Annotated in this window: 26 protein-coding genes and 3 tRNA genes; 17 read left to right on the top strand and 12 right to left on the bottom strand. The window is 61.0% G+C overall.

The annotated features are described in order from the left end of the window. Nucleotides 1–4: 4 nt before the first annotated feature. The gene (locus HMPREF2526_RS06815; protein ID WP_070546610.1) at nt 5–421 is read left to right on the top strand and encodes a holo-ACP synthase AcpS; all 417 of its coding nucleotides are present in this window, start codon (nt 5–7) and stop codon (nt 419–421) included. Between the two features lie 25 nt (nt 422–446). Here HMPREF2526_RS06815 and HMPREF2526_RS06810 read toward each other — a convergent pair whose 3' ends face one another. After that, nucleotides 447–1,085: a TetR family transcriptional regulator gene (locus HMPREF2526_RS06810; RefSeq protein WP_070546609.1), complete on the bottom strand. Its 639-nt coding sequence runs from the start codon at nt 1,083–1,085 to the stop codon at nt 447–449. A gap of 3 nt (nt 1,086–1,088) precedes the next feature. Further along, on the bottom strand, nt 1,089–1,559 hold the full coding sequence (gene bcp, locus HMPREF2526_RS06805) for a thioredoxin-dependent thiol peroxidase (RefSeq protein ID WP_070509732.1): 471 nt from the start codon (nt 1,557–1,559) through the stop codon (nt 1,089–1,091). A gap of 198 nt (nt 1,560–1,757) precedes the next feature. Here bcp and HMPREF2526_RS06800 point away from each other — a divergent pair, with 198 nt between their 5' ends. The 5 genes from HMPREF2526_RS06800 (at nt 1,758) to HMPREF2526_RS06780 (ending at nt 5,841) form a co-directional block, all read left to right on the top strand. Continuing rightward, nucleotides 1,758–2,036: a DUF3618 domain-containing protein gene (locus tag HMPREF2526_RS06800; protein WP_070546608.1), complete on the top strand. Its 279-nt coding sequence runs from the start codon at nt 1,758–1,760 to the stop codon at nt 2,034–2,036. Nucleotides 2,037–2,304: 268 nt separating this feature from the next. After that, complete coding sequence (locus tag HMPREF2526_RS06795) at nt 2,305–3,453, top strand: ABC transporter substrate-binding protein (RefSeq protein ID WP_070546606.1); 1,149 nt, start codon at nt 2,305–2,307, stop codon at nt 3,451–3,453. Between the two features lie 2 nt (nt 3,454–3,455). Further along, a complete protein-coding gene (locus HMPREF2526_RS06790; RefSeq protein ID WP_246819874.1) occupies nt 3,456–4,571 on the top strand; it encodes a FecCD family ABC transporter permease in 1,116 nt (371 codons plus the stop codon). After that, on the top strand, nt 4,562–5,323 hold the full coding sequence (locus HMPREF2526_RS06785; protein WP_070546604.1) for an ABC transporter ATP-binding protein: 762 nt from the start codon (nt 4,562–4,564) through the stop codon (nt 5,321–5,323). Before HMPREF2526_RS06790 ends, HMPREF2526_RS06785 begins: the two co-directional genes overlap by 10 nt. A gap of 11 nt (nt 5,324–5,334) precedes the next feature. Then, entirely contained in the window at nt 5,335–5,841 is a 507-nt protein-coding gene (locus tag HMPREF2526_RS06780) for a 2'-5' RNA ligase (RefSeq protein ID WP_070546601.1), read from the top strand. Between the two features lie 87 nt (nt 5,842–5,928). Here the strand turns inward: HMPREF2526_RS06780 and HMPREF2526_RS06775 are convergent. After that, nucleotides 5,929–6,001, bottom strand: a tRNA-Lys gene (locus HMPREF2526_RS06775). Nucleotides 6,002–6,287: 286 nt separating this feature from the next. Between HMPREF2526_RS06775 and HMPREF2526_RS06770 the strand changes: the two genes are divergently transcribed. The 4 genes from HMPREF2526_RS06770 (at nt 6,288) to sucD (ending at nt 10,480) form a co-directional block, all read left to right on the top strand. Next, the gene (locus HMPREF2526_RS06770) at nt 6,288–7,517 is read left to right on the top strand and encodes a L,D-transpeptidase (protein ID WP_049155797.1); all 1,230 of its coding nucleotides are present in this window, start codon (nt 6,288–6,290) and stop codon (nt 7,515–7,517) included. 55 nt (nt 7,518–7,572) lie between these two features. Continuing rightward, nucleotides 7,573–8,217: a hypothetical protein gene (locus tag HMPREF2526_RS06765; protein WP_046647341.1), complete on the top strand. Its 645-nt coding sequence runs from the start codon at nt 7,573–7,575 to the stop codon at nt 8,215–8,217. 203 nt (nt 8,218–8,420) lie between these two features. After that, nucleotides 8,421–9,593 (top strand): ADP-forming succinate--CoA ligase subunit beta, encoded by a 1,173-nt coding sequence (sucC, locus tag HMPREF2526_RS06760; RefSeq protein ID WP_175973599.1) that lies wholly within the window; start codon nt 8,421–8,423, stop codon nt 9,591–9,593. An 8-nt stretch (nt 9,594–9,601) separates the two neighbouring features. Next, nucleotides 9,602–10,480, top strand: a complete 879-nt coding sequence (gene sucD / locus HMPREF2526_RS06755) for a succinate--CoA ligase subunit alpha (protein ID WP_070509719.1) — start codon at nt 9,602–9,604, stop codon at nt 10,478–10,480. Between the two features lie 46 nt (nt 10,481–10,526). On the opposite strand, the gene HMPREF2526_RS06750 is transcribed toward sucD, so the two are convergent. From HMPREF2526_RS06750 to orn, 4 genes are all read right to left on the bottom strand, one after another. Continuing rightward, entirely contained in the window at nt 10,527–11,072 is a 546-nt protein-coding gene (locus HMPREF2526_RS06750; RefSeq protein ID WP_070509717.1) for a DNA-3-methyladenine glycosylase, read from the bottom strand. Nucleotides 11,073–11,099: 27 nt separating this feature from the next. Then, nucleotides 11,100–11,960 (bottom strand): siderophore-interacting protein, encoded by an 861-nt coding sequence (locus HMPREF2526_RS06745; RefSeq protein ID WP_070546599.1) that lies wholly within the window; start codon nt 11,958–11,960, stop codon nt 11,100–11,102. A gap of 155 nt (nt 11,961–12,115) precedes the next feature. After that, a tRNA-His gene (locus tag HMPREF2526_RS06740) sits at nt 12,116–12,188 on the bottom strand. A 49-nt stretch (nt 12,189–12,237) separates the two neighbouring features. Next, complete coding sequence (gene orn / locus HMPREF2526_RS06735; RefSeq protein WP_046647412.1) at nt 12,238–12,870, bottom strand: oligoribonuclease; 633 nt, start codon at nt 12,868–12,870, stop codon at nt 12,238–12,240. A gap of 261 nt (nt 12,871–13,131) precedes the next feature. Here orn and HMPREF2526_RS06730 point away from each other — a divergent pair, with 261 nt between their 5' ends. Beyond that, nucleotides 13,132–14,673, top strand: a complete 1,542-nt coding sequence (locus tag HMPREF2526_RS06730; RefSeq protein ID WP_070546597.1) for an alanine/glycine:cation symporter family protein — start codon at nt 13,132–13,134, stop codon at nt 14,671–14,673. A gap of 47 nt (nt 14,674–14,720) precedes the next feature. Here HMPREF2526_RS06730 and cmrA read toward each other — a convergent pair whose 3' ends face one another. Then, entirely contained in the window at nt 14,721–15,533 is an 813-nt protein-coding gene (cmrA, locus tag HMPREF2526_RS06725) for a mycolate reductase (RefSeq protein WP_049155810.1), read from the bottom strand. A gap of 129 nt (nt 15,534–15,662) precedes the next feature. Between cmrA and HMPREF2526_RS06720 the strand changes: the two genes are divergently transcribed. Continuing rightward, nucleotides 15,663–15,848: a PspC domain-containing protein gene (locus tag HMPREF2526_RS06720; RefSeq protein ID WP_046647333.1), complete on the top strand. Its 186-nt coding sequence runs from the start codon at nt 15,663–15,665 to the stop codon at nt 15,846–15,848. Here HMPREF2526_RS06720 and HMPREF2526_RS06715 read toward each other — a convergent pair whose 3' ends face one another. The 3 genes from HMPREF2526_RS06715 to HMPREF2526_RS06705 all read right to left on the bottom strand — a co-directional run bounded on the left by HMPREF2526_RS06715 (nt 15,849) and on the right by HMPREF2526_RS06705 (nt 17,603). Beyond that, nucleotides 15,849–16,481 (bottom strand): alkaline phosphatase family protein, encoded by a 633-nt coding sequence (locus HMPREF2526_RS06715; protein WP_049155814.1) that lies wholly within the window; start codon nt 16,479–16,481, stop codon nt 15,849–15,851. Nucleotides 16,482–16,557: 76 nt separating this feature from the next. Next, nucleotides 16,558–16,631: transfer RNA gene (locus HMPREF2526_RS06710), tRNA-Arg, on the bottom strand. A gap of 39 nt (nt 16,632–16,670) precedes the next feature. Beyond that, a complete protein-coding gene (locus HMPREF2526_RS06705; protein WP_070546595.1) occupies nt 16,671–17,603 on the bottom strand; it encodes a LysR family transcriptional regulator in 933 nt (310 codons plus the stop codon). Nucleotides 17,604–17,679: 76 nt separating this feature from the next. On the opposite strand from HMPREF2526_RS06705, the gene HMPREF2526_RS06700 reads away from it, so the two are divergent. From HMPREF2526_RS06700 to HMPREF2526_RS06680, 5 genes are all read left to right on the top strand, one after another. Next, nucleotides 17,680–19,752, top strand: a complete 2,073-nt coding sequence (locus HMPREF2526_RS06700) for a bifunctional copper resistance protein CopD/cytochrome c oxidase assembly protein (RefSeq protein WP_070546593.1) — start codon at nt 17,680–17,682, stop codon at nt 19,750–19,752. Between the two features lie 222 nt (nt 19,753–19,974). Then, nucleotides 19,975–20,565, top strand: coding sequence for a single-stranded DNA-binding protein (locus tag HMPREF2526_RS06695; RefSeq protein ID WP_070546590.1), 591 nt, complete (start codon nt 19,975–19,977; stop codon nt 20,563–20,565). Between the two features lie 80 nt (nt 20,566–20,645). After that, a complete protein-coding gene (gene ettA / locus HMPREF2526_RS06690) occupies nt 20,646–22,316 on the top strand; it encodes an energy-dependent translational throttle protein EttA (protein WP_070516054.1) in 1,671 nt (556 codons plus the stop codon). Between the two features lie 49 nt (nt 22,317–22,365). Then, nucleotides 22,366–22,839 (top strand): acyl-CoA thioesterase, encoded by a 474-nt coding sequence (locus HMPREF2526_RS06685; protein WP_046647327.1) that lies wholly within the window; start codon nt 22,366–22,368, stop codon nt 22,837–22,839. Further along, nucleotides 22,829–23,485: a DUF8185 domain-containing protein gene (locus tag HMPREF2526_RS06680; RefSeq protein ID WP_049155827.1), complete on the top strand. Its 657-nt coding sequence runs from the start codon at nt 22,829–22,831 to the stop codon at nt 23,483–23,485. Before HMPREF2526_RS06685 ends, HMPREF2526_RS06680 begins: the two co-directional genes overlap by 11 nt. On the opposite strand, the gene chrA is transcribed toward HMPREF2526_RS06680, so the two are convergent. Further along, nucleotides 23,482–24,648, bottom strand: coding sequence for a chromate efflux transporter (gene chrA, locus HMPREF2526_RS06675; RefSeq protein WP_070512017.1), 1,167 nt, complete (start codon nt 24,646–24,648; stop codon nt 23,482–23,484). The genes HMPREF2526_RS06680 and chrA overlap by 4 nt on opposite strands. Nucleotides 24,649–24,723: the final 75 nt, after the last annotated feature.

Genomic DNA, 24,723 nt, shown 5'->3' with positions numbered 1-24,723 from the left:
GACTATGAGTGGCGTGAGCCTGGGCACGGATCTGGTGCACATCCCCTCCTTTGCCCAGCAGCTGGAGCTCCCCGGAACGCGCTTTGCGCGGGTCTTCAGCTCCTCCGAGTTGCGTGTGGCACAGGCCCGTGGACTGAGAGGTGCTGCCCGCGCGCAGCACCTCGCAGGGCGCTGGGCGGCGAAGGAGGCCTTCATCAAGGCGTGGTCGCAAGCGCTTTACGGGCATCCGCCGGTCCTAGCGGAGGAGGCCGTGGACTGGGCCGAGATTGAGGTCCGCCCCGATGCGTGGGGCCGCGTAACACTCGAGCTGCGGGGCGAGATTGCCCGCCTCACGCGAGAATCCCTGGGGGATTTTTCTACGGCGCTGTCCATCAGCCACGATGGTGATTACGCCACCGCTGTCGTGCACCTTTCGCGCTAAACGCGCCTGGCTTCGCTGGGTTTGGCTAGGCGCTCGTGGCGATGGCGAAGAGATAAGCGATGAGCATGCGCTTAACTTCTTCCACCACGCCATCGAAGCTCTCCTCCGAGCGCATGGTGCTGTAGTTAAGCAGCGAGACCACGGTGTGGACGAGGAAGGCCGCAATCTCCACCCGGGCGGACTCGTCCATGCCTTGGGCAAGTGGTTCGATGATCTCGGCGATGGGTTTGAGCAGAGAAAGCTCCGTATCAGCGGCCGTGGCGCGGGTGGCCGGCGTGGACTGCACGGCATGCCACACCGCGCGGCGCGAGCGGTCCTCGCGCCAGACCCGCGCCATGCGATCAATGAACTCCTCGAGAAAGTCCGGCCACTGCAGGGCCGGCACGCGCTGGGAAAAACGCTCAACCTCCGCCAGCATTTCGGCGGTGTCTTGGCGGTCGAGCTCGCAGATCAGCACGTACTTGTTGGCGAAGTATTGATACAGCGTGCCAATCGGCACTTCCGCACGGCGCGAGACCTCGTCGAAAGTGAAAGACTCGAAGCCATGGTCCACGAGCGTCTGACGCGCGCAGGACAAAATCCGGTCATACTTGGCCCGGCTGCGTGCCTGCGCTGGGCGACGCCTCGGGACTAGAATCTCCGGTGACTTCGAGCTGGATTCCACGGTTTAGTTGAGCCCCTTGAGCACGCGGGCGACGTGGCCGGTGGCTTTGACGTTGTACATGGCTTGGCCAATGGTGCCGTCTTCCTCGACGAGGAACGTGGAGCGGATAACACCCTGGACTACCTTGCCGTAGTTCTTCTTCTCACCGAAAGCGCCGTACGCAGTCATGACCTCCTTGTCGGGGTCAGAGAGCAGCGGGAAGTTCAGCTCGTGGTCCTCCCGGAACTTAGCTAGGGCCTCGGGCTTGTCGGGAGAGATGCCCACCACGGCGATGTTCATGCCATTGAGCTGCTCCAAGCTATCGCGGAAGTCGCAAGCTTCCTTCGTGCAGCCAGGGGTGTTGGCGCGCGGATAGAAGTAGACCACCACGCGCTGGCCGGCATAGTCACTCAGACTTACGGTGTTGCCGGCATCATCGCTCAAGGAAAAAGCGGGAGCCTTGTCTCCTACGGATAGTCGTTGTGCTTCAGTCATGCTGTCTACCTTACCGTGCTCGACCATGGGGCTCTTTCGCGAATCTAAGTCTGCTCGGTGCAGCATGGGTGAGACAAAGCATGGCCAACTCTGCAGGGGAGCTGGTGGTCAATGTAGAATGTCGACGTTAGAACCACAACGGTTAGAAAGACACTAACCACAACAACACCGAACGAAGTCAAAATTCAGGAGATTCACGTGGCACGCAACATTGATGATATCCGGCGCGACATCGAGCGCACCCGCCGTCAGCTGGCTAGCACCTTGGATGAGCTCGCTGATCGCAGCAAGCCGCAGAACTTCGTTGAGGACGCGAAGGGGGCGGCCACCCAGAAGCTGCAGGAGCGCAATGTGCAGATGGCGCTCGCCGGCGTTGGTGCGGCCGTCGTAGGCCTCATCGCTTTTTCCGTCTTCCGCTCTAAGCGCCGTAAGTCCGACATCAAGGAGCTGCAGCGCCTGCTCGCTGAGCGTCGCTAGAGCCGGTTAGCGCCGTTGGGCGCGACTGCATACCTAGAGGCCCTGCCTTGGGAAATACCCCGGGGTGGGGCATTTTTGTGCTCCGTATGCGTTACTGGAAGCATTGCTTACCCTGCGCGAACTTTGGGTAGCCTTACCTCTCTGTGTAGTATGAACCTCCGAACAGACCATAAGACCAAAGTTTGAAGGAGAAATCGTGCTTCACGTATCGACGCCTGCAGGCCAGGCATCCCGTCCGCGCGTCGGGCGAGTAGTAGGGGCGTGCGCCATGGTGGCGGCGCTGGCCAGCGTGCTGGCGGGCTGTGCCTCCGACAATGCCGATGCCGGCAGCGAGCAGGCCACGGGAGCGCAGGGGACTGCCGCTGTGAGTTTCACAGACCTTGCCGGCCGCCGGGTGGAGCTGGACCACGCGCCGGAACGCGTCATCCTGGGAGAAGGCCGCAGCGTCTTTGCCACCGGCATCCTCAACAAGGAAGACCCGCTGGACAAGGTCGTGGCCATCGGATCGGACCTTAAGCAGAATGTGCCCGACTACTACCGCGAGCTGGAAAAGACCGCGCCCAAGGTCAACGAGCTGCCGGAAATCGGCGGCTTCACCAAGGGTGACGTGACCGTGGAGGAACTTATCAGCCTCGACCCGGACCTCATCGTGCTCTCCAAGGATCAGTACGAGGCCTCCCAGACCGCTGGGCTCACTGACAAGCTGGACCAGGCCGGCCTGACCTATGCCGTCACAGACTTCCGCGCCAAGCCCTTGGAGAACACCGTCCCCACCATGGAAATATTCGCCGATATCTTTGGCCACGAGGACCGCGCGGAGGAGTTCATCGCGGACTGGCAAAAGAACGTGGACCTGGTGACCGAGCGCGCCACCAAGGCGCAGGGCAAGCCCTCTACCTTCGTGTGGCGCGCAGCAGGTATTTCCGACTGCTGTGGCTCGTGGAACGACTCCAACATTTCTGAGCTGGTCAACGTCGCCGGCGGGAAGAACGTGGCAGACGGCATCATCGAAGGTGAGTCCGGCGCGCTGACCCCGGAGAAGGTCATCGATGCTGATCCCGACATGATCATTGCTACCGGCGGCGACTGGTCCGCCAAGGCTGATAACGCAAAAGGGCACACCGGATTCGCTGCCGTCGGCTATGGCATCAGCGATAAGGATGCCCACGACAGCGCTGCCACGTTGGCCGGCGTCCAACCTGGTTTTGAGGACCTCTCCGCCGTCAAGGGGCACAACCTCCACGGCCTGTGGCACCAGTTCTACAACTCGCCCTTCAACTACCTAGCACTCCTCCAGATCGCCGCGTGGCTCCACCCGGAGGATTACGCAGACGTCAACGTGCAGCAAGAATGGGCAGAAGCCCAAGAGAAATACTCGCCCGTCCCAGGCGACGGAACCTTCTTCAGCACCAATTAGTCATGAGCATTCTCACATCAACCGGGCGCTCGGCAAGCCCTGAACGGACCACGCGCGCAGAAACCGCAGTTCTTCCCGTGGAGGCCCTGGCATGCGAGCACTCCCGTGTAACACGCCGCCGCATCGCCATCGTCGCCGGGCTAATCGTCGTGGCTCTCGCCGCCTTCGTCGTCAGCGTTATCGTCGGCGCCATCGACCTCACCCCGGGTCAGGTGCTGCGGGGGATGGTGGATCCGGGAGGTGTTGACAAGCAAACGCGTACAGTCCTGTGGAGCCTGCGCCTGCCTATGGCTGTCATGGCGCTGCTTATCGGCGCCAGCCTGTCACTGGCTGGCGCACAGATGCAAACCATCCTGGATAATCCGCTGGCGGAACCCTTTACTCTCGGTATTTCCGCGGCGGCTGCCTTCGGCGGAGCCAGTGCCATCGTGTTGCGTTGGCAGCTTTTGGCCCAGCCGCAGTTCAACCTCGCGCTCATCGCGTGGCTGTCGGCGGCGCTGGCCACGGCCATCATCGTCGTCGCCGCCGTTATTCGCGGTGCGAAGTCCGAGACGATGGTGCTGCTCGGCATCGGCCTCGTCTTCTTCTTCCAGGCCATGCTGGCGCTCATTCAATACCGCTCTTCCAGCGAGGCTCTCCAGCAGATCGTCTTTTGGTCCATGGGTTCGCTCACCCGCGCTAGCTGGCAGGCCAACGCCGTGCTGGCCGGCGTGCTTGCGGTGGCGTTGCCCATCCTGGGAGCGCTGTCGTGGCGGCTAACGGCGCTGCGGCTTGGTGACGCCCGCGCCACCGCCCTCGGTATCAACACCTCCCGCCTACGCGTGATTGTTCTCGTCGTGGTCTCGCTCGTCGCGGCCACCACCGTGGCTTTCGCCGGCATCATCGGATTTATCGGGCTGGTGGGACCACACATTGCGCGCATGTTGGTGGGTGAGGACCAGCGTTACTTCGTGCCGGCCTCCATGGCCGCGGGCGCGGCGGTGATGTGCGCCGCCCACGCGCTAAGCCTCCTGATTAAGCCCGGGCTGGCCATCCCCATTGGCATCGTCACCTCGCTTCTGGGCGTGCCGTTCTTCATCGCCATCGTCATGACCCGAAGGAGGGCATTGTGGACGTAGAACTCACCATCACCGATCTATCTGCCGGCTATGGCTCGCGCACGGTGGTGGACGGGCTGAGCCTTCCCACCCTGTGCGGCGGGCAGGTCGTGGGGCTGCTGGGGCCGAACGCGTCCGGCAAGACCACCACCATCAAGACGCTCGCCGGCGTGCACCGCGCGCGGGGCGGCACGGTGGACTTTCGCGTCGACGGCCAGAGCCCGCGCGGACAGCGGCGCCGCCAGCTTATCGGCTATGTGCCGCAGGGCCTGCCGCACACCGCGGCGCTGCGCGCGTTTGAAGCGGTGCTGATTGCGGCGCGGCGCGAAGCGTGCGAGGACCCAATCACCCGCACCGCCGAGGTCCTGCACTCCATGGGGCTCGACGACATTGCGCAGCGCTACCTCAACGAGCTCTCCGGCGGCCAACGCCAGCTCGTCGCCGTGGCGCAGATGCTGGTGGGGACCCCTGGGCTCATGCTTCTCGACGAACCCACCTCCGCCCTCGACCTCAACCGGCAGCTCTTCGTCTTGGGCCGCGTGCGGGCAAAAGCTCGGGAGGAAGGAAGCCTCGCGTTGGTGGCGATTCATGACATCAACCTGGCCGCCCGGATGTGCGACCAGCTCGTCGTGCTCCATGGTGGCAAGGCCTGCGCCCATGGCGCGCCGGGGGAGGTGCTCACGGAGGAGCTCTTGCGCGAGGTCTACGGCGTAGAGACGGATGTGCTGGACCACCGCGGGCAACCCGTCGTGGCGCTGCGGGAGGTTAGTTAGACTCGGGCCGTGTGAGCCGAAATTCGCCCGAAAACCTCCTGTTGTACCTCACCCCAGAGGATGAAAATACCCTCCGGGACGTCTATGCTGCCCTGGCTCAGCGTGGCTTTCCGGTGCAGCACCAGCGCCCGCACATTACGGTAACGTTTGCGCCGGCGCTCGAGACCGCAGTCGTCGACAAGGCCCGCACTCTGTTGCCGCCGCTACTGCCGGCGCTGTTTCATCGCGTCGGGACGGTGGTATTCGGGAGGAAAAGCAAGCAGACCGTGGCCTGGCTTCTGGAGACCACCGATGAGCTAGAGATTGCGGCGCGCCAGATAAGTGCCGCGAACCCCGAGGGGCGCGGCCCAAGGTGGACCCCGCATCTGACGGTGGGGCTGCGCCTGCCTCGGACGCTGGTGCCTGACTATATGCGTGCCCTCGATGAGATTGCCGGGCCGGAGCATAAAGAATTCACTGCCGAATATGCCGCCTGGTGGCGGCCCAAGACGCAGCGCTTGGAGGTCTTCGGGTCTTAAAGGCCTAACCCCCTTAACCCCTTAACGCGGTCGTCGGCTTAAGGGACGAAGAAACCCCCTTCATCTAGGATGAAGGGGGTTAAACTGTGCGCCATCAGGGAATCGAACCCCGAACCCACTGATTAAGAGTCAGTTGCTCTGCCAATTGAGCTAATGGCGCTGGTGTTTACCTAGCTGGCTCTGATTTCCTCAGTGCCTGCCGTGCAACGAGATGTAACTTTAACACCCTCTTCCTGAAAAGGTAAAATCGCCAGGTGAATAAAGGTTTTTGAGCTCCTTAGGTAGCGGCTACTTTTCTCTTCTTTGAAAGCGTGGAATGTGGGAGTGGGGAAGACCGGTAACGAAACGGTTAAGGGCGGTGGCGCTAACTAGTGAGAAGGCCGTGCAGGCAGTTAGGCTTAGTGCACTCTTGTCCTTGTTCGTCCTTTTATGAGCTAGGGGTTTGTGTGCACTCTCTATTCCCTTCTGCACGTCCCGCAGTGCTTCTCTCGAGTCTCATTGCGACTGCCTCCCTTCTGACCGCCTGCACCATTGGCGGGGTCGAGAACTCCAGCCCGGCCGATAGCCACTCTGAGGCAGACGCCCAAGTGAGTGCGGCGGCGGATGCGTCGGCGTCGGCAGCCGCTAAGGCGAAGCAACTACAGTTCTCTGTCAAAGACGGTGCTAGTGATGTCGATCCTTCCGAACCGGTCGAGGTCACTTCTCCTGCGGGCCTGAAGTCGGTGACGATGACCAACGAGGCTGGCAAAGTGGTGGAGGACGAGCTGTCGAGTGATTCGACCACGTGGAAGAGTGCCGAAGTTTTGGGCTACAACCGCACCTACACCATCGATGCCACAGACAAGGATGGCACCCACAAGACCATCACCTTCACTACCCCGCAGGCCGCGGCGGTGTCTGAGGTGGCGTTGAGCCCGCTGCCGGACTCCGAAGTAGGAGTGGGCCAGGTTATCGGCGTGCGTTTCGGCAACTACGTCACCGACCGCAAGGCGGCCGAGAAGGCCATCACGGTCAAGACCGAGCCTGCCGTTGAGGGGGCGTTCTACTGGGTAAATAACCAGGAGGTGCGCTGGCGCCCGCAGAACTACTGGGAGCCGGGCACGAAAGTGACTGTCGACGTCGACCTGTACGGTCGCAACCTCGGCGGCGGTGTTTACGGCGGCGAGGATGCCTCCACCAACTTCACTATCGGTGACCGCGTCATCACGCTGGTCGATAACAACACGAAGATGATGTCGGTGTTCAAGAATGGCGAGGTGCTGCGCCGCATTCCGGTGTCGATGGGCAGGGATGGCCAGTGGGACACCCCGAATGGCGCCTACATCATCGGTGACCAGTACCCGTCCCTCACTATGGACTCGACTACCTTTGGCCTGGCTCTCGACGCCGGCGGTTATAAGACCGACGTTCAGTGGGCGACCCAGATGTCTTACTCCGGAATCTATGTCCACGCGGCGCCCTGGGCTGTGGGTGCGATGGGCAGTTACAACCAGTCCCACGGCTGCATCAACGTGACTACTGAGGCTGCTCAGTGGTTCCAAAACACGGTCAAGCGCGGCGATATCGTGAGGGTTTCCAACACCGGCGGTGGCGTGTTGAGCCCGCTCGACGGCCTGGGGGATTGGAACATGGACTGGGAGACGTGGTCTGCGGGGAACGCTACCGCTAACCAGTAGCCCGGTTGATTGCCGGGGTAGTCTTGCGGAAAAACTGCCAAGGAAAGGGCCCCGGATGAACTGGTATAAGCGAGCTGCGATAGTGCTACTAGCGCCGTTGGCGTTGGTGGCGTGCTCCTCGGAAGGCGGTAGCACGCATGAGGAAAGCGAAAGTGCAAGCCCGTTTGTATCAAGCGTTAGCGCTGCCGCTCCAGCTGAGGAAGGTACGTGCGCGACTGAATTCGATGTCCCGGCGCTGTTGGAGGCGATGCCGGAGGAATTCGCTGGCCTGGCGCACGACCCCACATATGACGCGGGTGAGCCTGATGGCTGGGGGCGCTTCTATCAGGCGGATGGGCTGCAGTTTATGGTCGGTTCCAGCTATCTAGATGAGAAAGAAACTGACCCCTGTCCACAGGACAATGAGCAGGCCGCGCGAGACGTGCGCTCGTTCATTGCCGAGGACTATCAGCGTCAGGAGCGAGAGAACGGCGAAGAGGTCAAACCTTTTGAGGACCTCGACTTCACTGAGGGTGGCCGCTACTTTGCCTGCGCGAAGCACCCGGAGGCGGACCTGCGGCAGTTCTTTTGCGTGACCACCGTGGGTAATGCGGAAGTGGTTAACTACATGTTCCGGCACTCGATGGGTGATGCGAAGGACGTGGAAGACATGAAGAGCGCATCGAAGGAATTGGCCGCGATTATTGACAGCGTTGCCTAGGGTTACCGTCTAGGGTGCCCCCGAAAGTGAAGTCAGTTAATTCGCTATTGGCATACTGTGGCCTTGCAACGGGCGGCGTTGCGTCATGCCCGCGCACTTTGTGAAGCACTGCGCAGGCGCGAATGTTAAGTGGTTTGCATCACGTCTCTGTTTTGGTGAATCTTGTGGAGAACTAGTTATTCACTGCAAAGATGGAGGCAGAAGTGGATCTCTACGAGTACCAAGCTCGAGACCTCTTTGAAGCTCATGGGGTTCCCACCCTGAAGGGCATTGTTGCGACCTCGGCCGTGCAGGCTGAGGAAGCAGCCACGAAGCTGGGCACGCCGGTGGTTGTGGTCAAGGCACAAATCAAAACCGGTGGGCGCGGCAAAGCCGGGGGAGTCAAGCTAGCGCACAGCCCCGCGGAAGCCGCGGAGAAGGCCAACGAGATCCTGGGCCTGAAAATCAAGGGCCACACCGTGCGCAAGGTGATGGTGGCAGAAGGCGCAGACATCGCTGAGGAATACTACTTCTCGATCCTCCTCGATCGCACCAAGCGCCGTTACCTGGCCATGCTCTCCAAGGAAGGTGGCGTGGAGATTGAAAAGCTGGCCGAGGAGCGCCCAGACGCTCTGATTAAGCGCAGCTTCTCCCCGCTCGACGGCATGACGGACACCCTCGCTAGGGACATGGCATATGAGGCGGGGTTTGATGAGGGGGACGTCGCCAAGCTCGTGCCCGTGTTCAAGAAGCTTTACACGGTCTATACCGAGGAAGACGCCACGCTGGTGGAAGTTAATCCGCTGGTCAAGACGTCAAGCGGCGAAATTATTGCGCTCGATGGCAAGGTCACGCTGGATGATAACGCGCAGTTCCGCCACCCCGAGCACCGCGACCTGCAAGACCACGGTGCGACCGACCCGCTGGAGCTCAAGGCGCAGAAGATGGGGTTGAACTATGTCAAGCTCGATGGTTCGGTGGGTGTCATCGGCAACGGCGCTGGCTTGGTGATGTCAACGCTCGACGTCGTGGCCTACGCCGGCGAGGATCTTGCATCGCAGCCGAAGCCCGCGAACTTCCTCGATATCGGCGGTGGGGCCAATGCGGAAGTGATGGCTAACGGGCTTGAGGTGATTCTCAGCGACCCGCAAGTGAAATCTGTCTTCGTTAACGTCTTCGGTGGCATTACCGCGTGCGACGAGGTTGCCAAGGGCATCGTGCAGGCGTACAAGATTTTGGATTCTGAGGGGATCGAACCCAAGCCGCTCGTGGTGCGCCTCGACGGCAATAATGCCGAGCTGGGACGCTCGATTCTTAATGACGCACACCTGCCCAAACTGGAGCAGGTTGAAACCATGGATGCTGCTGCCCGCAGGGCTGCTGAGCTGGCGAACTAGGAGTAGATATGTCGATTTTTCTCAACAAAGACTCGCGGATCATTGTGCAGGGCATGACGGGTTCGGAAGGCATGAAGCACACGCGCCGCATGCTGGCGTCCGGGTCCAACATCGTAGGTGGCGTCAACCCGCGCAAGGCAGGCGAACGCGTGGACATTGATGGGCGCGAGATCCCTGTGTTTGGCAGCGTGCGCGAGGCTATGCAGGCGACAGGCGCTAACGTCACCGTCATCTTCGTGCCGGCAAAGTTCACCAAGGATGCGGCGGAGGAGGCGATCCGCGCTGGCATTGAGCTCGTCGTGATCATCACCGAGGGAATCCCCGTGAAGGACACTGCGGAGCTCTATGCGTTGGGGCGAGAGTCCAAGACGCGCATCATCGGCCCCAATTGCCCAGGGCTGTACACGCCGGGTGAATCCAATGCGGGCATTATCCCGGCGGAGACCGCTCCGAACCCGGGAAAGATTGGCTTGGTGTCGAAGTCGGGCACGTTGACGTACCAGATGATGTACGAGCTCTCTGACATCGGCTTTAGCACGTGCGTGGGAATCGGTGGTGACCCGATCATCGGTACGACGCATATTTCTGCGATCGAGGCATTCCAGAATGACCCGGACACCGAGGCAATCATCATGATCGGTGAGATTGGCGGCGACGCAGAAGAGCACGCTGCGGCTTATATCAAGGACCATGTGACGAAGCCGGTCATTGCCTACATTGCTGGATTTACCGCACCAGAGGGTAAGACGATGGGCCACGCCGGTGCCATCGTCTCGGGCGGTTCCGGTACGGCAGAAGGAAAGAAGGCAGCACTGGAGGCCGCCGGTGTAAAGGTAGGAAAGACCCCGTCCCAAGCAGCAGAGTTGGTGCGAGCAGCCTTGGCGTAGTTGGGTGAGGCATGGGGCGGTTCGCCCCATGCCCCTCACATAAGAATTAGCGGGGGAGACCGCGGCGTCGCGACACCGTCTTGTCAAAGGGGATCCAAAAGCGCAAGGCTGCGTCTTGGTTCTTGGAGATTCCAATGCGTGGGCCGCGGACCCACTCTGGCTCCTCTTCGCGCTCGCTGAGGAGTACGGGCGTGCCGTTGTCCTCGATGCTGAAGCCAAGGGCCTTGCCCACATTGCCAGGGCCGCGGGCGAGGTTATAAAAATCGGTGTCGCCCCGGCGTTGGTAGGCGAGGTCTAAGCCGTCGATTACTTCGCCGGCCCGCAGCAGGCAGCCCTCGCCGGTACCTTCGGGTGCACAAACGATATTGCCGTTTCGGTGGATGCCATAGGACACATAGACGTAGAGGCGGCCGGGTGGACCGAACATGGCGGCGTTGCGTGGAGTACGTCCGTTAAAGGTGTGCGAAGCCTCATCGCCTGAGCCGAGGTAGGCCTCCACCTCTGTGATGCGAATGGAGACGCCGTTGTGCGTCAGCACCATTCCCAGCAGTTGGGGAGCGACAATGTCTGCGGAGGCGGTGAAATCGATCATTGCCGCAGTCTAACGTGCGAGCGAGGTTTAGGCTTTGGCCTTGTCTTCTTCGGCTTCAATCTCTGCGTTGAATTCGCGCTTGGAGGCCTGCCACTGGTCCTCAGTCATGCCGATGCGCCAGTAGCCAGAGATAGAAACGTCTTCCTTGGGAATTCCAGATTCCACGAAAAGGAAGCGACGCAGCTCTTTGATCATTTCGGCGACACCGTGGATGAACCAGCTGGTTTTCTTCCCCGTGGGGATACCAGCTTCGCGCACCACGCGGGATAGCTTAGTACCAGGGGTAGCTCCATTGCGGACCACCCAGATGACCTCCATGCCCTCGCGGGTGGGGAGTTCAAACGTGCGGTCTTCGGCCGCGATCTCGATGTATGCAGTTGCAGTCGCGCCTTCGGGGAGACGCTTCAAGCCGGCACTGATGGCCGGTGCCGCGGATTCATCGCCGGCGAACACAAAGTGCGCATACTCTTCGGTGGGTCCCCACGCGCCACCTGGGCCGAGGAAACCGATCTTCTCTCCGACCTCAGCTACTCGTGCCCATGGACCGGCCAAGCCGGAATCACCGTGGGTGACAAAGTCAACGTCGAAGTCCCCGGTTTCCGGGTTCAGGTTGATCAGGGTATAGGTGCGGAGAATCGGGTGTTTATCACGCGGCTGCTCTTCACGAATCTGTTGGACATCAAACGGCCAAGAGTAGTCAGCGCTTTGTGGCACGAACAACAGCTTGATGTAGTGATCCGTAAACTCCAGCTCTTTGCCCACAAATGCTGGAGAGTTCATGCTCAACCGAACCAAATCCGGAGAAACCTGGTGACGACCAAGCACGGTCGCTTCATGCGCCTTGCGGGGCTTGCGCTTCGGCGCCGCTTCTTTAGTTTGGGCAGCCATTGCTATCACTGTCCTTCGGGATACTTGAGTTGCTGTGAGGGCGGGAGCCTACACAATACTAGATTAGGTAAGGCTAACATATCCAAGGCTAGGGTGGTTCGGCGCAAAAAATTAACCCCGCATCCTGCTCAAGCAGGATGCGGGGGTCTATTCGGGGTGGCTGACGGGGCTCGAACCCGCGACACCCAGGATCACAACCTGGTGCTCTACCAGCTGAACTACAGCCACCATCGTTGCCCGAAAGCAACGAGATACAGGTTAACCCACGTCGTCGGTTTTACAAAAACGCCTGGTAATCGGCGGTTGTAGCAGCCTTTAATTCCTCGGCTTCCGTGGAGGAGGGGCCGTCGTCGGTGCGGAAAACACTGCGACGGTAAAAATCGAGCTCGCGGATGGACTCGATAATGTCTTGCAGTGCCCGGTGTGCCATTCCCTTTTCCGGTTGGTTGTAATAAGCCCGCGGGTGCCAGCGGCGGGCGAGCTCTTTAATAGTGGAAACATCAATCATTCGGTAGTGCAGCGCGGCATCCAGACGTGGCATGTAAGCGCGGATGAAGGCGCGGTCTGTGGCGATTGAATTGCCCGCCAGGGGAGCAGGGTGGCTCGGATCGCAGTGCTTTTCGACGAGCTTCAGCACTGCGTCCTCTGCTTCTTCGATGGTGAGCGTGGATTCCCGAATTTCCTTGTCCAGTCCCGAGTTTGCGTGCATTGTGGTGACGAAGTCGTCCATCTCCGCGAGCTGTTCCTCCGTGGCGTGCACGACGAGGTCGATGCCTTCGTCAAGGATGTTCAGCTCGGCGTCGGTTATCACGGCGGCAACTTCCACGATGACGTGGCGCTGTGGTTCCAGTCCGGTCATTTCCAGATCGATCCAGACAAGGCGATCATTCTTAGCGGGGATATCACTCATGGGTTCCACCATAGTTTCTCCTTGGGTGAGGTTCGGGAGGTGCCAGCGCGGGGGTAGATGGGGGTAGGCCAGATCTGTTGGTAAGGGAGGCGCTCCTTAAACGATGTGAACTGGTGATTTGGGGTGATTGCGGAGGTTGAGGTATGCCCTTTTCGCAACTTTTTCATGATTTCGCTCACGAAAACCTTAGTCGATGGGACATTATTAGGGCAGCCTTTAACGTGATGGCACTCACATATTGCGAAGGATGGTACCCCACCGATGTCAGCCTTTCTCGACACCCTCAATGCCCTTATCTGGTCACCAGCGCTGGTCTTTCTATGTCTCGGCGCGGGCATTTACTTCACGCTAGCGACTAAGTTTCTGCAGATACGCTGCATTCCGGACATGATTAAACAGCTCAAGGACGGCGAGAGCTCCGAGGCGGGTGTCTCGTCCTTCCAGTCGCTCATGATTTCCTTGGCCGGCCGCGTCGGCGTAGGCAACATCGCCGGCGTTGCTACGGCTATTGCGTTCGGTGGCCCGGGCGCTGTGTTTTGGATGTGGGCGGTGGCGCTGCTGGGGTCTGCTACCTCCTTCGTGGAATGTACCTTGGCCCAGGTCTATAAAGAGAAGGACCAGGACACTGGTGAGTACCGCGGTGGCCCGGCTTACTACATCGAAAAGGCCTATAAGCACACCAAGGCCGGCCCGTTCATGGTGGTCTATGGCATCGTCTTCGCCGTCGCAATGATTCTTGCTACCAGCTACTTCCTGCCTGGTATCCAGGCTAATGGTGTGGCTGCCGCCGTTAAGAATGCTTGGGGCATCGAAGTTGGTTGGTCTGCGCTGGTTCTGGGCGGAATTCTGGCCATCATCATTATCGGTGGCGTCAAGCGTATCGCTAACTTCGCGTCCCTCGTGGTTCCGTTCATGGCGGCTGCGTACATTCTCTTCGCCATCATCATTCTGATCATGAACTTCAACCAGATCCCTGAGGTCTTCGGCATGATCTTCAAGTCCGCCTTCGGCGCCGAGCAGGCCTTCTCTGGCCTGTTGGGCTCGGCCATCATGTGGGGCGTGAAGCGCGGTATTTACTCCAACGAGGCAGGCCAGGGTACCGGCCCGCAGTCGGCCGCGGCGGCAGAGGTTTCTCACCCAGCGAAGCAGGGCTTCGTGCAGGCTTTCGCGGTGTACATTGACACCCTCTTCGTGTGCTCCGCTACCGCGTTCATCATCATCTCCACTGACATGTACAAGGTCTTCGAGGGCGAGTCGGAGGAAGGCCCTGTGCGTTACGCAGGCTCCCTCCCGGATGGCGTTGAAGTTGGACCGGGCTTTGTCCAGCACGGCCTCGACACCTTGCTGGCAGGTTTCGGCCCGAGCTTCGTCGCCATCGCCATTGCCTTCTTCGCCTTCACCACCGTCCTGGCGTACTACTACATGGCGGAGGTCAACCTGACCTACTTCAACCGCTGGATCAGCAACAAGACCACCCGCCGCGCGCTCGTCTGGATTCTGCGTATTCTCCTCGTGGTGTCCGTGGTCGTTGGCGCGACGACGACTCCGGGTTCCGCCTGGGCGCTGGGTGACATCGGTGTTGGTGCAACGGCATGGCTCAACATCATCGCCATTCTTTTCCTGCAGGTCCCGGCTCTCAAGTGCCTCAAGGACTACAGCGCACAGAAGGCTGCCGGCAAGGACCCGCAGTTTGACCCAGAGGCGCTGGGAATCAAGAACGCTGAGTTCTGGGTAGAGCGCAAGCTCGCCCGGCAGGAGGCCGCGCAGAAAGCCATTGCGCAGGACTCGCCGCTCCAGGGTTAAGTAACGCAAAAGCCCGCTCTCCCAAAGAGAGCGGGCTTTGTCGTGTCCTAGGCCATCTTGGAATAGAAACTGCCGATGATCGGCGCAACAATTGGGGTCGGCACAATCTTGCCCAGTGCATTCATCACCTTGGAGAGCGGGCCGGGGACAACGCGCCGCTGGTTGCGGGCCATGGCCTCGAGGGTTTCTTCGGAGCAGGACTCGTAGGTGGTCCACAAGAAGTCCGGGACGACCTTATCCACGATGGACTGCTCCTCCTCGGGGATAACAGCATCGCGCACCGGGCCAGGAGCCAGCAGAGTGCAGGTCACCCCCGAGCCCTTGAGCTCATAGTGCAGGGCCTCAGTAAAGGCATTGACACCTGCCTTGGTGAAAACATAGGTGGCGTTGTTCGGAATGGAGACGTTGCCCGCAGCCGAGCCCACGTTACAAATAGCGCCGCTGCGCCGCGGCAGCATCTGCTCCAGCGCGGCACGGGTCAGACGGTGAACGGCCTTGCCGTTGAGATCGAACTGCCGGGTTTCATAATCCCAGTCCTGATCCATGAACTTGCCAAAGCTGGCGATGCCCGCCGAGTTAACGATGATGGAGATTTCCTTGCCCGCCATGAATTCGATAACGCGGTCAACGTCCGCCGCCTCGGAGAGATCCGCAGCCAGCGCAATGGCATCAACCTCGTGACGGGAGCGTAGGTCCGCAGCGATGGATTCGAGGACCTCTTCACGGCGAGCAACGAGAATGACGTTGTAGCCACGGGCGGCCAGATCTTTGGCCATCGCAGCGCCAATGCCCTGGCTGGCACCAGTCAGCAGTGCATACGAGGAGCGGGTAGGGGCGGGCAGCCCGGGGGAGTGAGCCATGAAACGGCGTCCTTTCTCTCAGGGGTGGGAAGTCTCCACCCAGCGTAGAGCACTCAGGGTCTAAATCAGGGTAAACACTGATGTCTCCTCGGCCCCAACTCTGGATAATAGAAAGCGAAAGGAGACATCATGACCAACCAACGTTTAACTCGTTCCACTACTGACACGATGCTCGGCGGCGTCTGCGGCGGCATTGCGCAGACCTACAACCTCGATCCGACCCTGGTGCGCATTCTCTTCGTTGTTGCGACTCTGCTGGGCTTCTCAGGAATCCTGCTCTATCTCATCCTCTGGGTTGTTATCCCGGTGGAGTAGCTACTGCAGCGGGCCGAAAGCCATAAACCTCTTCCACGTTTCCCACTCCTCCTGCAGACGCAGCAAGGTGCTGGGCGGGGTAGCGGAGCCGTCGACAAGCACGGCGTCCTGCATACGTACGCCGTTGTCGAAGAAGAGTGCTGCGTGCCCGGAGGCACCGTAGCGGAGCACCGGAACCAGGTTGAGACCGTCGAAGGACAGCGGGGCGTTGGGGCGCACATCCAGCCCCGCGATTGCCGCGAGCGTGGGCGCTAGGTCGAGAGGGGAGACGAGCTCTGCGCACTCCCCGGAGTCTGCTACGCCGGGCCATAGGAGGGACATCGCGGACTTCTCGCCCTGTAGGGAACAGACCGCCACGACGCCCTCCAGGTCACCCAGCAGCTGGGGATGCGGCTGCTCGAGGAGGCGAAAGACCGGTGAGGACGCGGGGAGGGCATCTTCTCGGACCTCGAAGCCGGCGGCCGCGAAAATCTCCGTGATACGGGTGGTGGCGCCGCGCTGCGGGTACTGTCCCGTGAGCACCCCGCGGCGCGATTCCGCATAGCTTGGCGACGGCACCCAGGCGTTACTGAAACGCAGTCCGCGCAGCGCGGATTCCGGGGCGTAGTCAAAAGTGGCGAGAGTAATGTCCATAGGAGTGTGCCCAAAAGGTGCCTAAAGGCCACTTTTTGACGTTATGGCAAATCTCAAAAAGTGGCTCTGAACTGCGTGCCCCCAGCAGGATTCGAACCCGCGACACATGGGGTAGAAACCCACTGCTCTAATCCACTGAGCTATGGAGGCGTACCGAGCCATCATAACGCACCGGAGAGCGAAGTCAGACTATCGGGCTACTGCTGGCGTTGATTCGGTGCTGGTGCTGAGGAGGGTGGAGACCAACGTGCGCGCTGCCGGGCTCAATGCACGGTCCGTACGGTGGATGAGAAGCGCCTGCATAGTAGGCAGCGTTTCCGCAACGCGGCGGAAATGAACGCCGCTTTGGCCCAAAGCCTGCGCGGTGTGCGGCATGAGGCTGATGCCATAGTCGCCGGCAACGAGCGGCAAGCCTGTTTGCAGCGTGGAAATTTCCTGGACGCCCATAGGTTTGCTGAGCGGGGCCGCGGCCCATACCTGGTCCAACACTTCGGGCAGGCTGCTGAGCTCCGGACAGCGCGGCGGCAGGAGCCACGTTTCGGCGGCAAGATCGGAGAGCTGGACGGGGTCGGGTAGGTCCGCCAGGCGTTGGGGGAGTGCGACGCGCAGGTCCATCTCGGCGGCGCAGTCAATGGTGAGCTGTGTGCCGTAGTCTTGGCGGAACCGCTGTGGGTTGGTGGTGAGGATGATACCGATCTCCACGGAGCCATCCAGGACCTGCTTGAGCGTGGCGGTAGGTTCTAAGTCCTTTAAGGAAACGCTTACCTCTGGCGCCCGTTGCCGCATGCGGCGCAGAACCGCCGGCATATACAGCCAATTGAACTCGGGCGCGGAGCACAGTGTGACTGACCCGGCACTGCCCGACGCAATCTCGGCTAGGCGCACGGCAGCGGTGTTGAGGAGGGAATCGATCGAGGTCGCGACACCATAGAGGTAATCCCCAGCCTCCGTTGTTTGGACTCCGCCGCGCCCGCGGGAGAGCAGCTTCACGTTGAGATCTTTTTCGAGTTTGCGCACGGTAAGGCTCAGGGAAGGTTGCGTGAGCTGCAGCGATTCCGCGGCCTGCGTAAACGAACCGTGGTCCACGACGGTTCGAAAGTGATGAAGCTGGCGTGAGTCCATAAGTGAAGACTACCCGAAAGCTAAGAGTTGTCTACCTTTTAGGTAAGAGAACATGTGTGGCGGTAGACTGCCCACCATGCACACTGAGAAGGAAAACACCAGCTCACAGTACTCGCCGGGGCTGGCGCACTCGGCGTCGGGAGCGCGGCCCTCCCGTTTGTTGAATCTTTCTTTCGTCGTCTTCGCTGGTCTCGTGGGCGGGATCATTTCCCTGTTCTTCCTTGCAGATTCGCTCGCTGCCCTCGGTATCCCGGACCCGGGGCGCGTCACGACCTTTGGTTTGCCCTTCTTCCGTGCCGTCGCCTGGATGCTGATGGCCCTGTCCATCGGCTCATTCATGTCCAGCGCATTCTTGATTTACCCGGCCGTGCCAGATAAGGACAACGAGCGTTTGATCAAGGCGCGCCTCACCGTCGACGGGCACATCGCTGCGCGGACCGGTGCCTGGGCCGCTGTGGGGGCCGCGGTGGTGTCCTTGCTCGAGGTTCCCCTCGTCATGTCGGATCTCACTGGTACTCCGTTGCGCCAGGTTCTTAACCCGGAGCTGATGGGCATGGCGGTGGGCCAGATTGCGGCGTCGCAGGTCTGGCTCCTTACCGCGGGGATCGCAGCGCTCGTCGCCGTAGCGGGGTTTGTTGCGCGCACGTGGGCGGGACAGGTCGCTACGTTCTTCCTGTCCCTGTTGCTCACGGTGCCCCTCGGGATGGAGGGGCACTCGGCCTCCGGCGGCGACCATGACTACGGCACGAACTCACTGCTTTTGCACCTGTTCTTCATCATGCTGTGGGTCGGTGGGCTCATGGGCCTCATTGCGCATGGCCGCCGCCTAGGGCCTGACATGGGCGTGGCGGTTCGCCGCTATTCTACGGTTGCGCTGCTGTCCATCTTGGGGTTGGCGGCGACCGGTGTGGTCAACGCGCTCATCCGCGTTGAGTTAGGGGATTTATTCACCACTCGCTATGGCTTGCTGGTGTTGAGCAAAGCGGTGCTCACGGTGGTGCTCGCGGCCATAGGCTTTGTGCATCGCCGAGTCACCATTCCCCAGCTGAAACGCGCACCGCGCCTGTTTGTTCGAGTGTCTGTGGTGGAGGTTCTCATCATGGCGGCCACAGTCGGCGTGGCCATCTCGATGGGCCGTACACCGCCCCCGCCGCCGCGGGATCCGAACCTCAACGCCATGCAGATTCTGGTGGGCTACGAGCTTTTCGACGCCCCGACAGCCACCAACGTGTGGACCATGTTCCGCTTCGACCTCATGTTTGGCTCGCTCGGACTCGTGCTAGCCGGCTTCTACCTGTACGCGCTCTGGCGTTTGAAGCAGCGTGGGCTGACGTGGTCGGCGGGGCGTACGACCTGGTTCCTGGTGGGCTCGTTGGGCATGACCATCATCATGAGCAACGGTATTGGCCTGTACATGCCGGCGCTGTACTCCATGCACATGCTCGTGCACATGATTTTGTCCATGGCGATTCCGCTCTGCCTCGTGTTGGGTGCCCCAGTGACCTTGGTTATGGAGGCGTTTGAACCGGGTGAGCCGGGCAAGCCCACGCTTCACGACGCCGCCGTTGCCCTCACCAAATCCACCACGCTGCGCGTCCTGACGCATCCGGCGGTCAACGTCCTGCAGTTTCTGGCCATTCTCTACGTGCTCTACCTCTTTCCGAGCTTCTACGAGGTTGCCATTTCGGAACATGCCGGGCACGTCATCATGAACTGGGTCTTCCTGATTTCCGGTTACATCTACTACTGGGAGGTCATTGGCCCAGATCCGTTGCCGTGGCGCGCACCCACTGGCGTTCGCCTACTGATCCTGTTCGTGTCGATGCCTCTGCACCTGTTCGCCGGTGTCTACCTCATGCAGATGCAGGTTATTCTGGGCTTGGATTTCTATGAATCCTTGAACCTGCCGTGGAACCCGGACTTTGTCACGGATCAGCGGACCGGCGGTGGCATTTCGTGGGGCTTTGGCCAGTTCCCGCTGGTGATCGTGTTTGGTTCACTATTCCTGGATTGGCTGCGAGAGGATCGCGCCACTGCTCGCCGCCACGATGCTAAGGCGGACGTTGACGGCGATGCCGACTTGGCAAGCTATAACGCCATGCTCAAGCAGATGAATGAAGGTGACGATTCCAGCTTCCGCCAGCACTAGGGGGCGCCAGCACTAGAGAGCTGGCGCGTCCAGGGTGATGGAAAAGGGTCTTTGAACTGTGTGAATGGATATTTTGTTGAGTCTTTCAACAAGTTATCCACAGGTTGGCGGTGACGCCATTGCGGGTGCGGTGATCGGTGGCGATGATGCGAGGTAAGGGAGGCGTATTGCTTCCTCGCACTCAAGAAGATCACCAACCACACATGGCAAAGGAATCACGCAATGTCTCAATACCCAATCTCACTCACTGGGCGTCTGACCCATGACCCGCACCTGACCAAGATTAGCGACACCATGTACAAAGCCCGCCTGCGCTTTGCCTCCTCCCGCAGCGTTCCGGAAAAGGATGAAGAAGGCAAGACGGTGTGGCGAGAGCTGGACCTCAACTATATCGACGGCGAGGTGTGGGGCCAGTGTGCCATCAACGTCAAGAAGTCCCTGTTTAAGGGCATGCCGGTCTTTGTTATGGGCTCCATCGTCACGGATCGATGGGAGGATCAGCACGGAGCGAAGCGCTCCAGGACCTATATCAAGATTGCGCACGTGGGGCTCGACCTCAACCGCTTCTGCATTACCTCCACCAAAATTGGCACCTCCTACGGTGAGGAGGGCAGTGAAGCCCTCTGGCTGGGGGAGAATCCACCGGTGCCGGACGTAGATTACACGGCGCCACCCAGCGCCACGGAGAATGAAGCAATGCCGGCTGCCCTGCAGTCGGGAGATACTCCGCAGGACACCCCGGCGGACCGTCAGCAAGCGCAGTCCGCGGCCGAGTCACACGTCGAACCGGAACCTGAGGACGCGATGGTCTAAGGACAGAGGACCACCGCCGCCCATGTGATGTAGTCTTTGTACTGTTATTTACCAATCCTGACAGAAGCAAAGGGTGAAACATGGGCGAATTCATCTACACGATGAAAAACGTGCGTAAGGCCATCGGTGACAAGGTTATTTTGGACAACGTCACCATGGCTTTCTACCCGGGCGCCAAGATTGGCGTCGTGGGCCCCAACGGTGCAGGTAAGTCCTCGATCCTGAAGATCATGGCCGGCCTTGATCAGCCTTCCAACGGTGAGGCTTTCCTGGATCCGGGCAAGACGGTCGGCATACTCCTCCAGGAGCCGCCGCTCAATGAGGAGAAGACGGTCCGCGAAAACGTCGAAGAAGGCCTCGGTGAAATCTTCCAGAAGAAGCAGCGCTTCGAGGAGATCGCGGAGGAGATGGCCACCAATTACTCCGACGAGCTCATGGAGGAAATGGGCAAGCTGCAGGAGGAGCTCGACGCCGCCGATGCCTGGGAGGTCGATTCCAAGATCGAGCAGGCTATGGAAGCACTGCGCTGCCCGCCGTCCGATGCCCCGGTAACCAACCTCTCCGGTGGTGAGCGCCGCCGCGTCGCGCTGGCCAAGCTGTTGCTGAGTGAGCCCGACCTGCTGCTGCTCGACGAGCCCACGAACCACCTGGACGCCGAGTCTGTCCAGTGGCTGGAGAAGCACCTCGAGTCTTACCCGGGTGCGGTCCTGGCCGTGACCCACGACCGTTACTTCCTCGACCACGTCGCGGGCTGGATCTGTGAGGTTGACCGCGGCAAGCTCTACCCCTACGAGGGCAACTACTCCACCTACCTGGAGAAGAAGGCTGAGCGTCTGGAAATTGCCGGTGCCAAGGACAAGAAGCTGCAGAAGCGCCTCAAGGACGAGCTCGCATGGGTTCGCTCCGGTGCGAAGGCCCGCCAGGCCAAGAACAAGGCCCGTCTCCAGCGCTACGAGGAGATGGCTGCGGAAGCCGAGAAGTACAAGAAGCTGGACTTTGAGGAGATCCAGATTCCGACCCCGCCGCGCCTGGGCAACAAGGTGGTAGAGGTCAAGAACCTGACCAAGGGCTTCGATGATCGTGTGCTCATCAAGGACTTGTCCTTCACCCTGCCGCGTAACGGCATTGTCGGCGTGATCGGCCCGAACGGTGTGGGTAAGTCCACGCTGTTCAAGACCATCGTGGGTCTGGAGCAGCCGGATTCCGGCAGCGTGGACGTCGGCGAGACCGTCAAGCTGTCCTATGTTGACCAGGGCCGCGAGAACATCGACCCCGAGGCCACCGTGTGGGAGGTAGTCTCCGACGGGCTGGATTACATTCACGTCGGCCAGAACGAAATGCCGTCCCGCGCCTACCTCTCCGCTTTCGGTTTCAAGGGTGCCGATCAGCAGAAGCCTTCCAAGGTTCTCTCCGGCGGTGAGCGCAACCGCTTGAACCTGGCCCTGACCCTTAAAGAGGGCGGCAACCTGATCCTCCTCGATGAGCCGACGAACGACTTGGACGTGGAAACCCTGGGCTCGCTGGAAAACGCCCTGGAGAAGTTCCCCGGCTGTGCCGTGGTTATTTCTCACGACCGCTGGTTCCTCGACCGCACCTGTACCCACATCCTGGCCTGGGAGGGCAACGTGGCAGAAGGTCAGTGGTTCTGGTTCGAGGGCAACTTCGGTGACTACGAGAAGAACAAGGTTGAGCGCCTCGGTGAGGAAGCTGCCCGCCCGTCTCGCGTTACCCACCGCAAGCTCAGCCGTTAGGGCGAACTGGCCCTAACACTCAGAGGAAGAACTCCGAAAGGAACCTGGAATGTCCGCTCAAAAGGTTGTGTCGGAAAAGACCACGGACAATGTCCATGCGCTCACCGTAGGTGTGCGCTGGTCGGACTTCGACATGTACGGCCACATGATGAACTCCAATTTCATCGAGCTGGCGCAGGAGGCGCGCTTGGCTTTTGCCATGCACAACTTCTACGCCCGCGGTGTCAACATGGTGGCATTCGTCCGCCATATCGACGCGGACTATGTCCGCCCCATCAAGTGGGATGGACGCCACGGCACGGTGACGGTGGAAACCACGGTGGTGCGTCTTGGCACCACCTCCTTCACCACCCGCCAAAAGATTAAGGACGCCCAGGGCCAGGTGGCTTGCGTCATCGACTGCGTGCAGGTCGCCATCGACCCGGGTACACAGATGCCGCGCGAGGTTACTGAGGAGGAGCGCAACATCATCCTGGAACACGCCGTCGTCGAGCTGGATGAGCAGCGCGATCATGGAGAGTGAAACTCTCCGAGTGCGCAGCGGTGGGGGAGGGCTGCGTGCCCTCCTCGCCCGCGCGACGGGGCTCGATGCCTCAGCCTCGGTGCGTCTGCGCCAGCATGACGCCAACCAGGTCGAGGTCTTTGTCACGACGCCCTTCGAGGTCGTTGTGGCACGGCGGTGCGGAGGCACCGTGGGCCGCGACGGGGCAGTGGTGTCCGCGCAAGCGCTTGCCGACGCCCTCCACACCGCCCCCGACCCTGTCCTTGCGGAGGACGGAGTGGAGCTTTCGCTGGGGCCGGCGCGCGATCCATCGTGGCCAGGCGCGTTGCCGCCGGCGCAGGGATTCCGCGAGATCGATTCCTTGCCGGTCGACGTCGTGCGCGAGCTCGCAGACAAAGGCCGGCAGCTGGCCCGCCAGTTCTCAGGGCCGATGGGCCCGCCAAAAAGCCTGTTGAATCAGACAGTGCTCACCGTGGAGAGCTCGGAGGCGCAGGTGGAGATTCCCATGCGGATGATCTTCGCCTGCACCAGCCTCGGCCTCATTCCGGGGTTTGCCGCATCACTCAAGATCCCCCGTCACTTGCGCGTGTCCGGCAAGGGGCGCTGGGTGCGCCTCGACGCGCCCTATGGCAGCGTCTACCACTCGACGCGCCTGTCACTGTTCTAGAGCAGCACGAATCCCGCCAGTGCGGCGCCGACGGCGACCGTCCACGGCGGGGCCTTGCAGAAGAGGGCTATGCCCGCGCCCACCGCAATGAGCGCCGAGGCCCACCCGCTAACCCCGTGGGTGATGATGGGATCCCAGAGCGCCGCGATGAGCAGGCCGACCACGGCTGCGTTGATGGCTGAGAACGCGCCGCGCAGCCAACCAAGATGATTCCAGCGCGTCCACAAATGCAAAGCCGCGAGCGTGAGTAAGGCGCCCGGCACGAAAATGAGAACGGTCCCTAGGAGCGCTCCGCCGATTCCGCCGTCGACCGCCCCAAGGTAAGACGCGAAGGTAAACAGCGGCCCCGGCACGCCCTGTGCTACCGAGTATCCCGCGAGAAACTCCTGCTGGCTGAGCCAGCCCGCGCCGACGAATTGTTCCTCCAGCAGTGGCAGGACCACGTGCCCGCCGCCAAAGACCAGGGCGCCGGACTGGTAGAAGGCGTTGGCGCGGGTGATGAGGTAGGCGTCGCTAAGCTGTGCCCCCACCGCCAGCCCGCCTAGCAGGAGGAAGAACGCTGCTACACAGCCCCACGCCAGGCGGGCGGGTACCGCGCGCAGGCCACTATCGGCGGCGGGCGCCGAGGTCGTCGGCAGCCATGTTCTCAACACGGTGGCCCCCAGCAGCCCAGCCACGGCGAGGACAGCCAGCTGCCACGCGGACCCGGCGACGAGCAGCACGGCGGCGCTGATGAGCGCAAGCGCCCACGCGGTGGGGGTAAGCAGGAGCTTCTTTGCCATCCCCACGATGGCGTGGACCACCACACCGGCGGCGGCAGCGAGGAGTCCCCCTAAGATGCCCTGGATCCACCCACTGTTGGGCGCAACGAGGAGCCCAAACAAGGCGAGGATGAGCGCGGAGGGGAAGGTGAACAGGAACCATGAATAGATGAGGCCCAGGAGGCCCGCGCGCCCGTAGCCCAGCGCCATCCCGACCTTCGAGCTAGCCGGGCCGGGGAGAAACTGGGACATGGCCACGAGATCTGCATAGGCGGAATCGCTGAGCCACTTCCGGCGGCTGACAAACTCAGCGCGGAAATAACCCAGGTGGGCAGCCGGCCCGCCAAACGCAGTCCACCCGAGGGGGAGGAAGGAGCGCCGTACATCGCCTAGTGTGCTCATGCTCCGCATACTAATTCTTTAAGAATCACCCCGCTCGGTGAACAAGAGCGACGCACGCAGGAGGTGATCTGCGTT

This window comes from Corynebacterium sp. HMSC070E08, assembly GCF_001808895.1.
In the GTDB taxonomy this organism is placed as follows: Bacteria; Actinomycetota; Actinomycetes; order Mycobacteriales; family Mycobacteriaceae; genus Corynebacterium; species Corynebacterium hiratae.
This window is presented reverse-complemented; position numbering and strand designations above follow the sequence as displayed.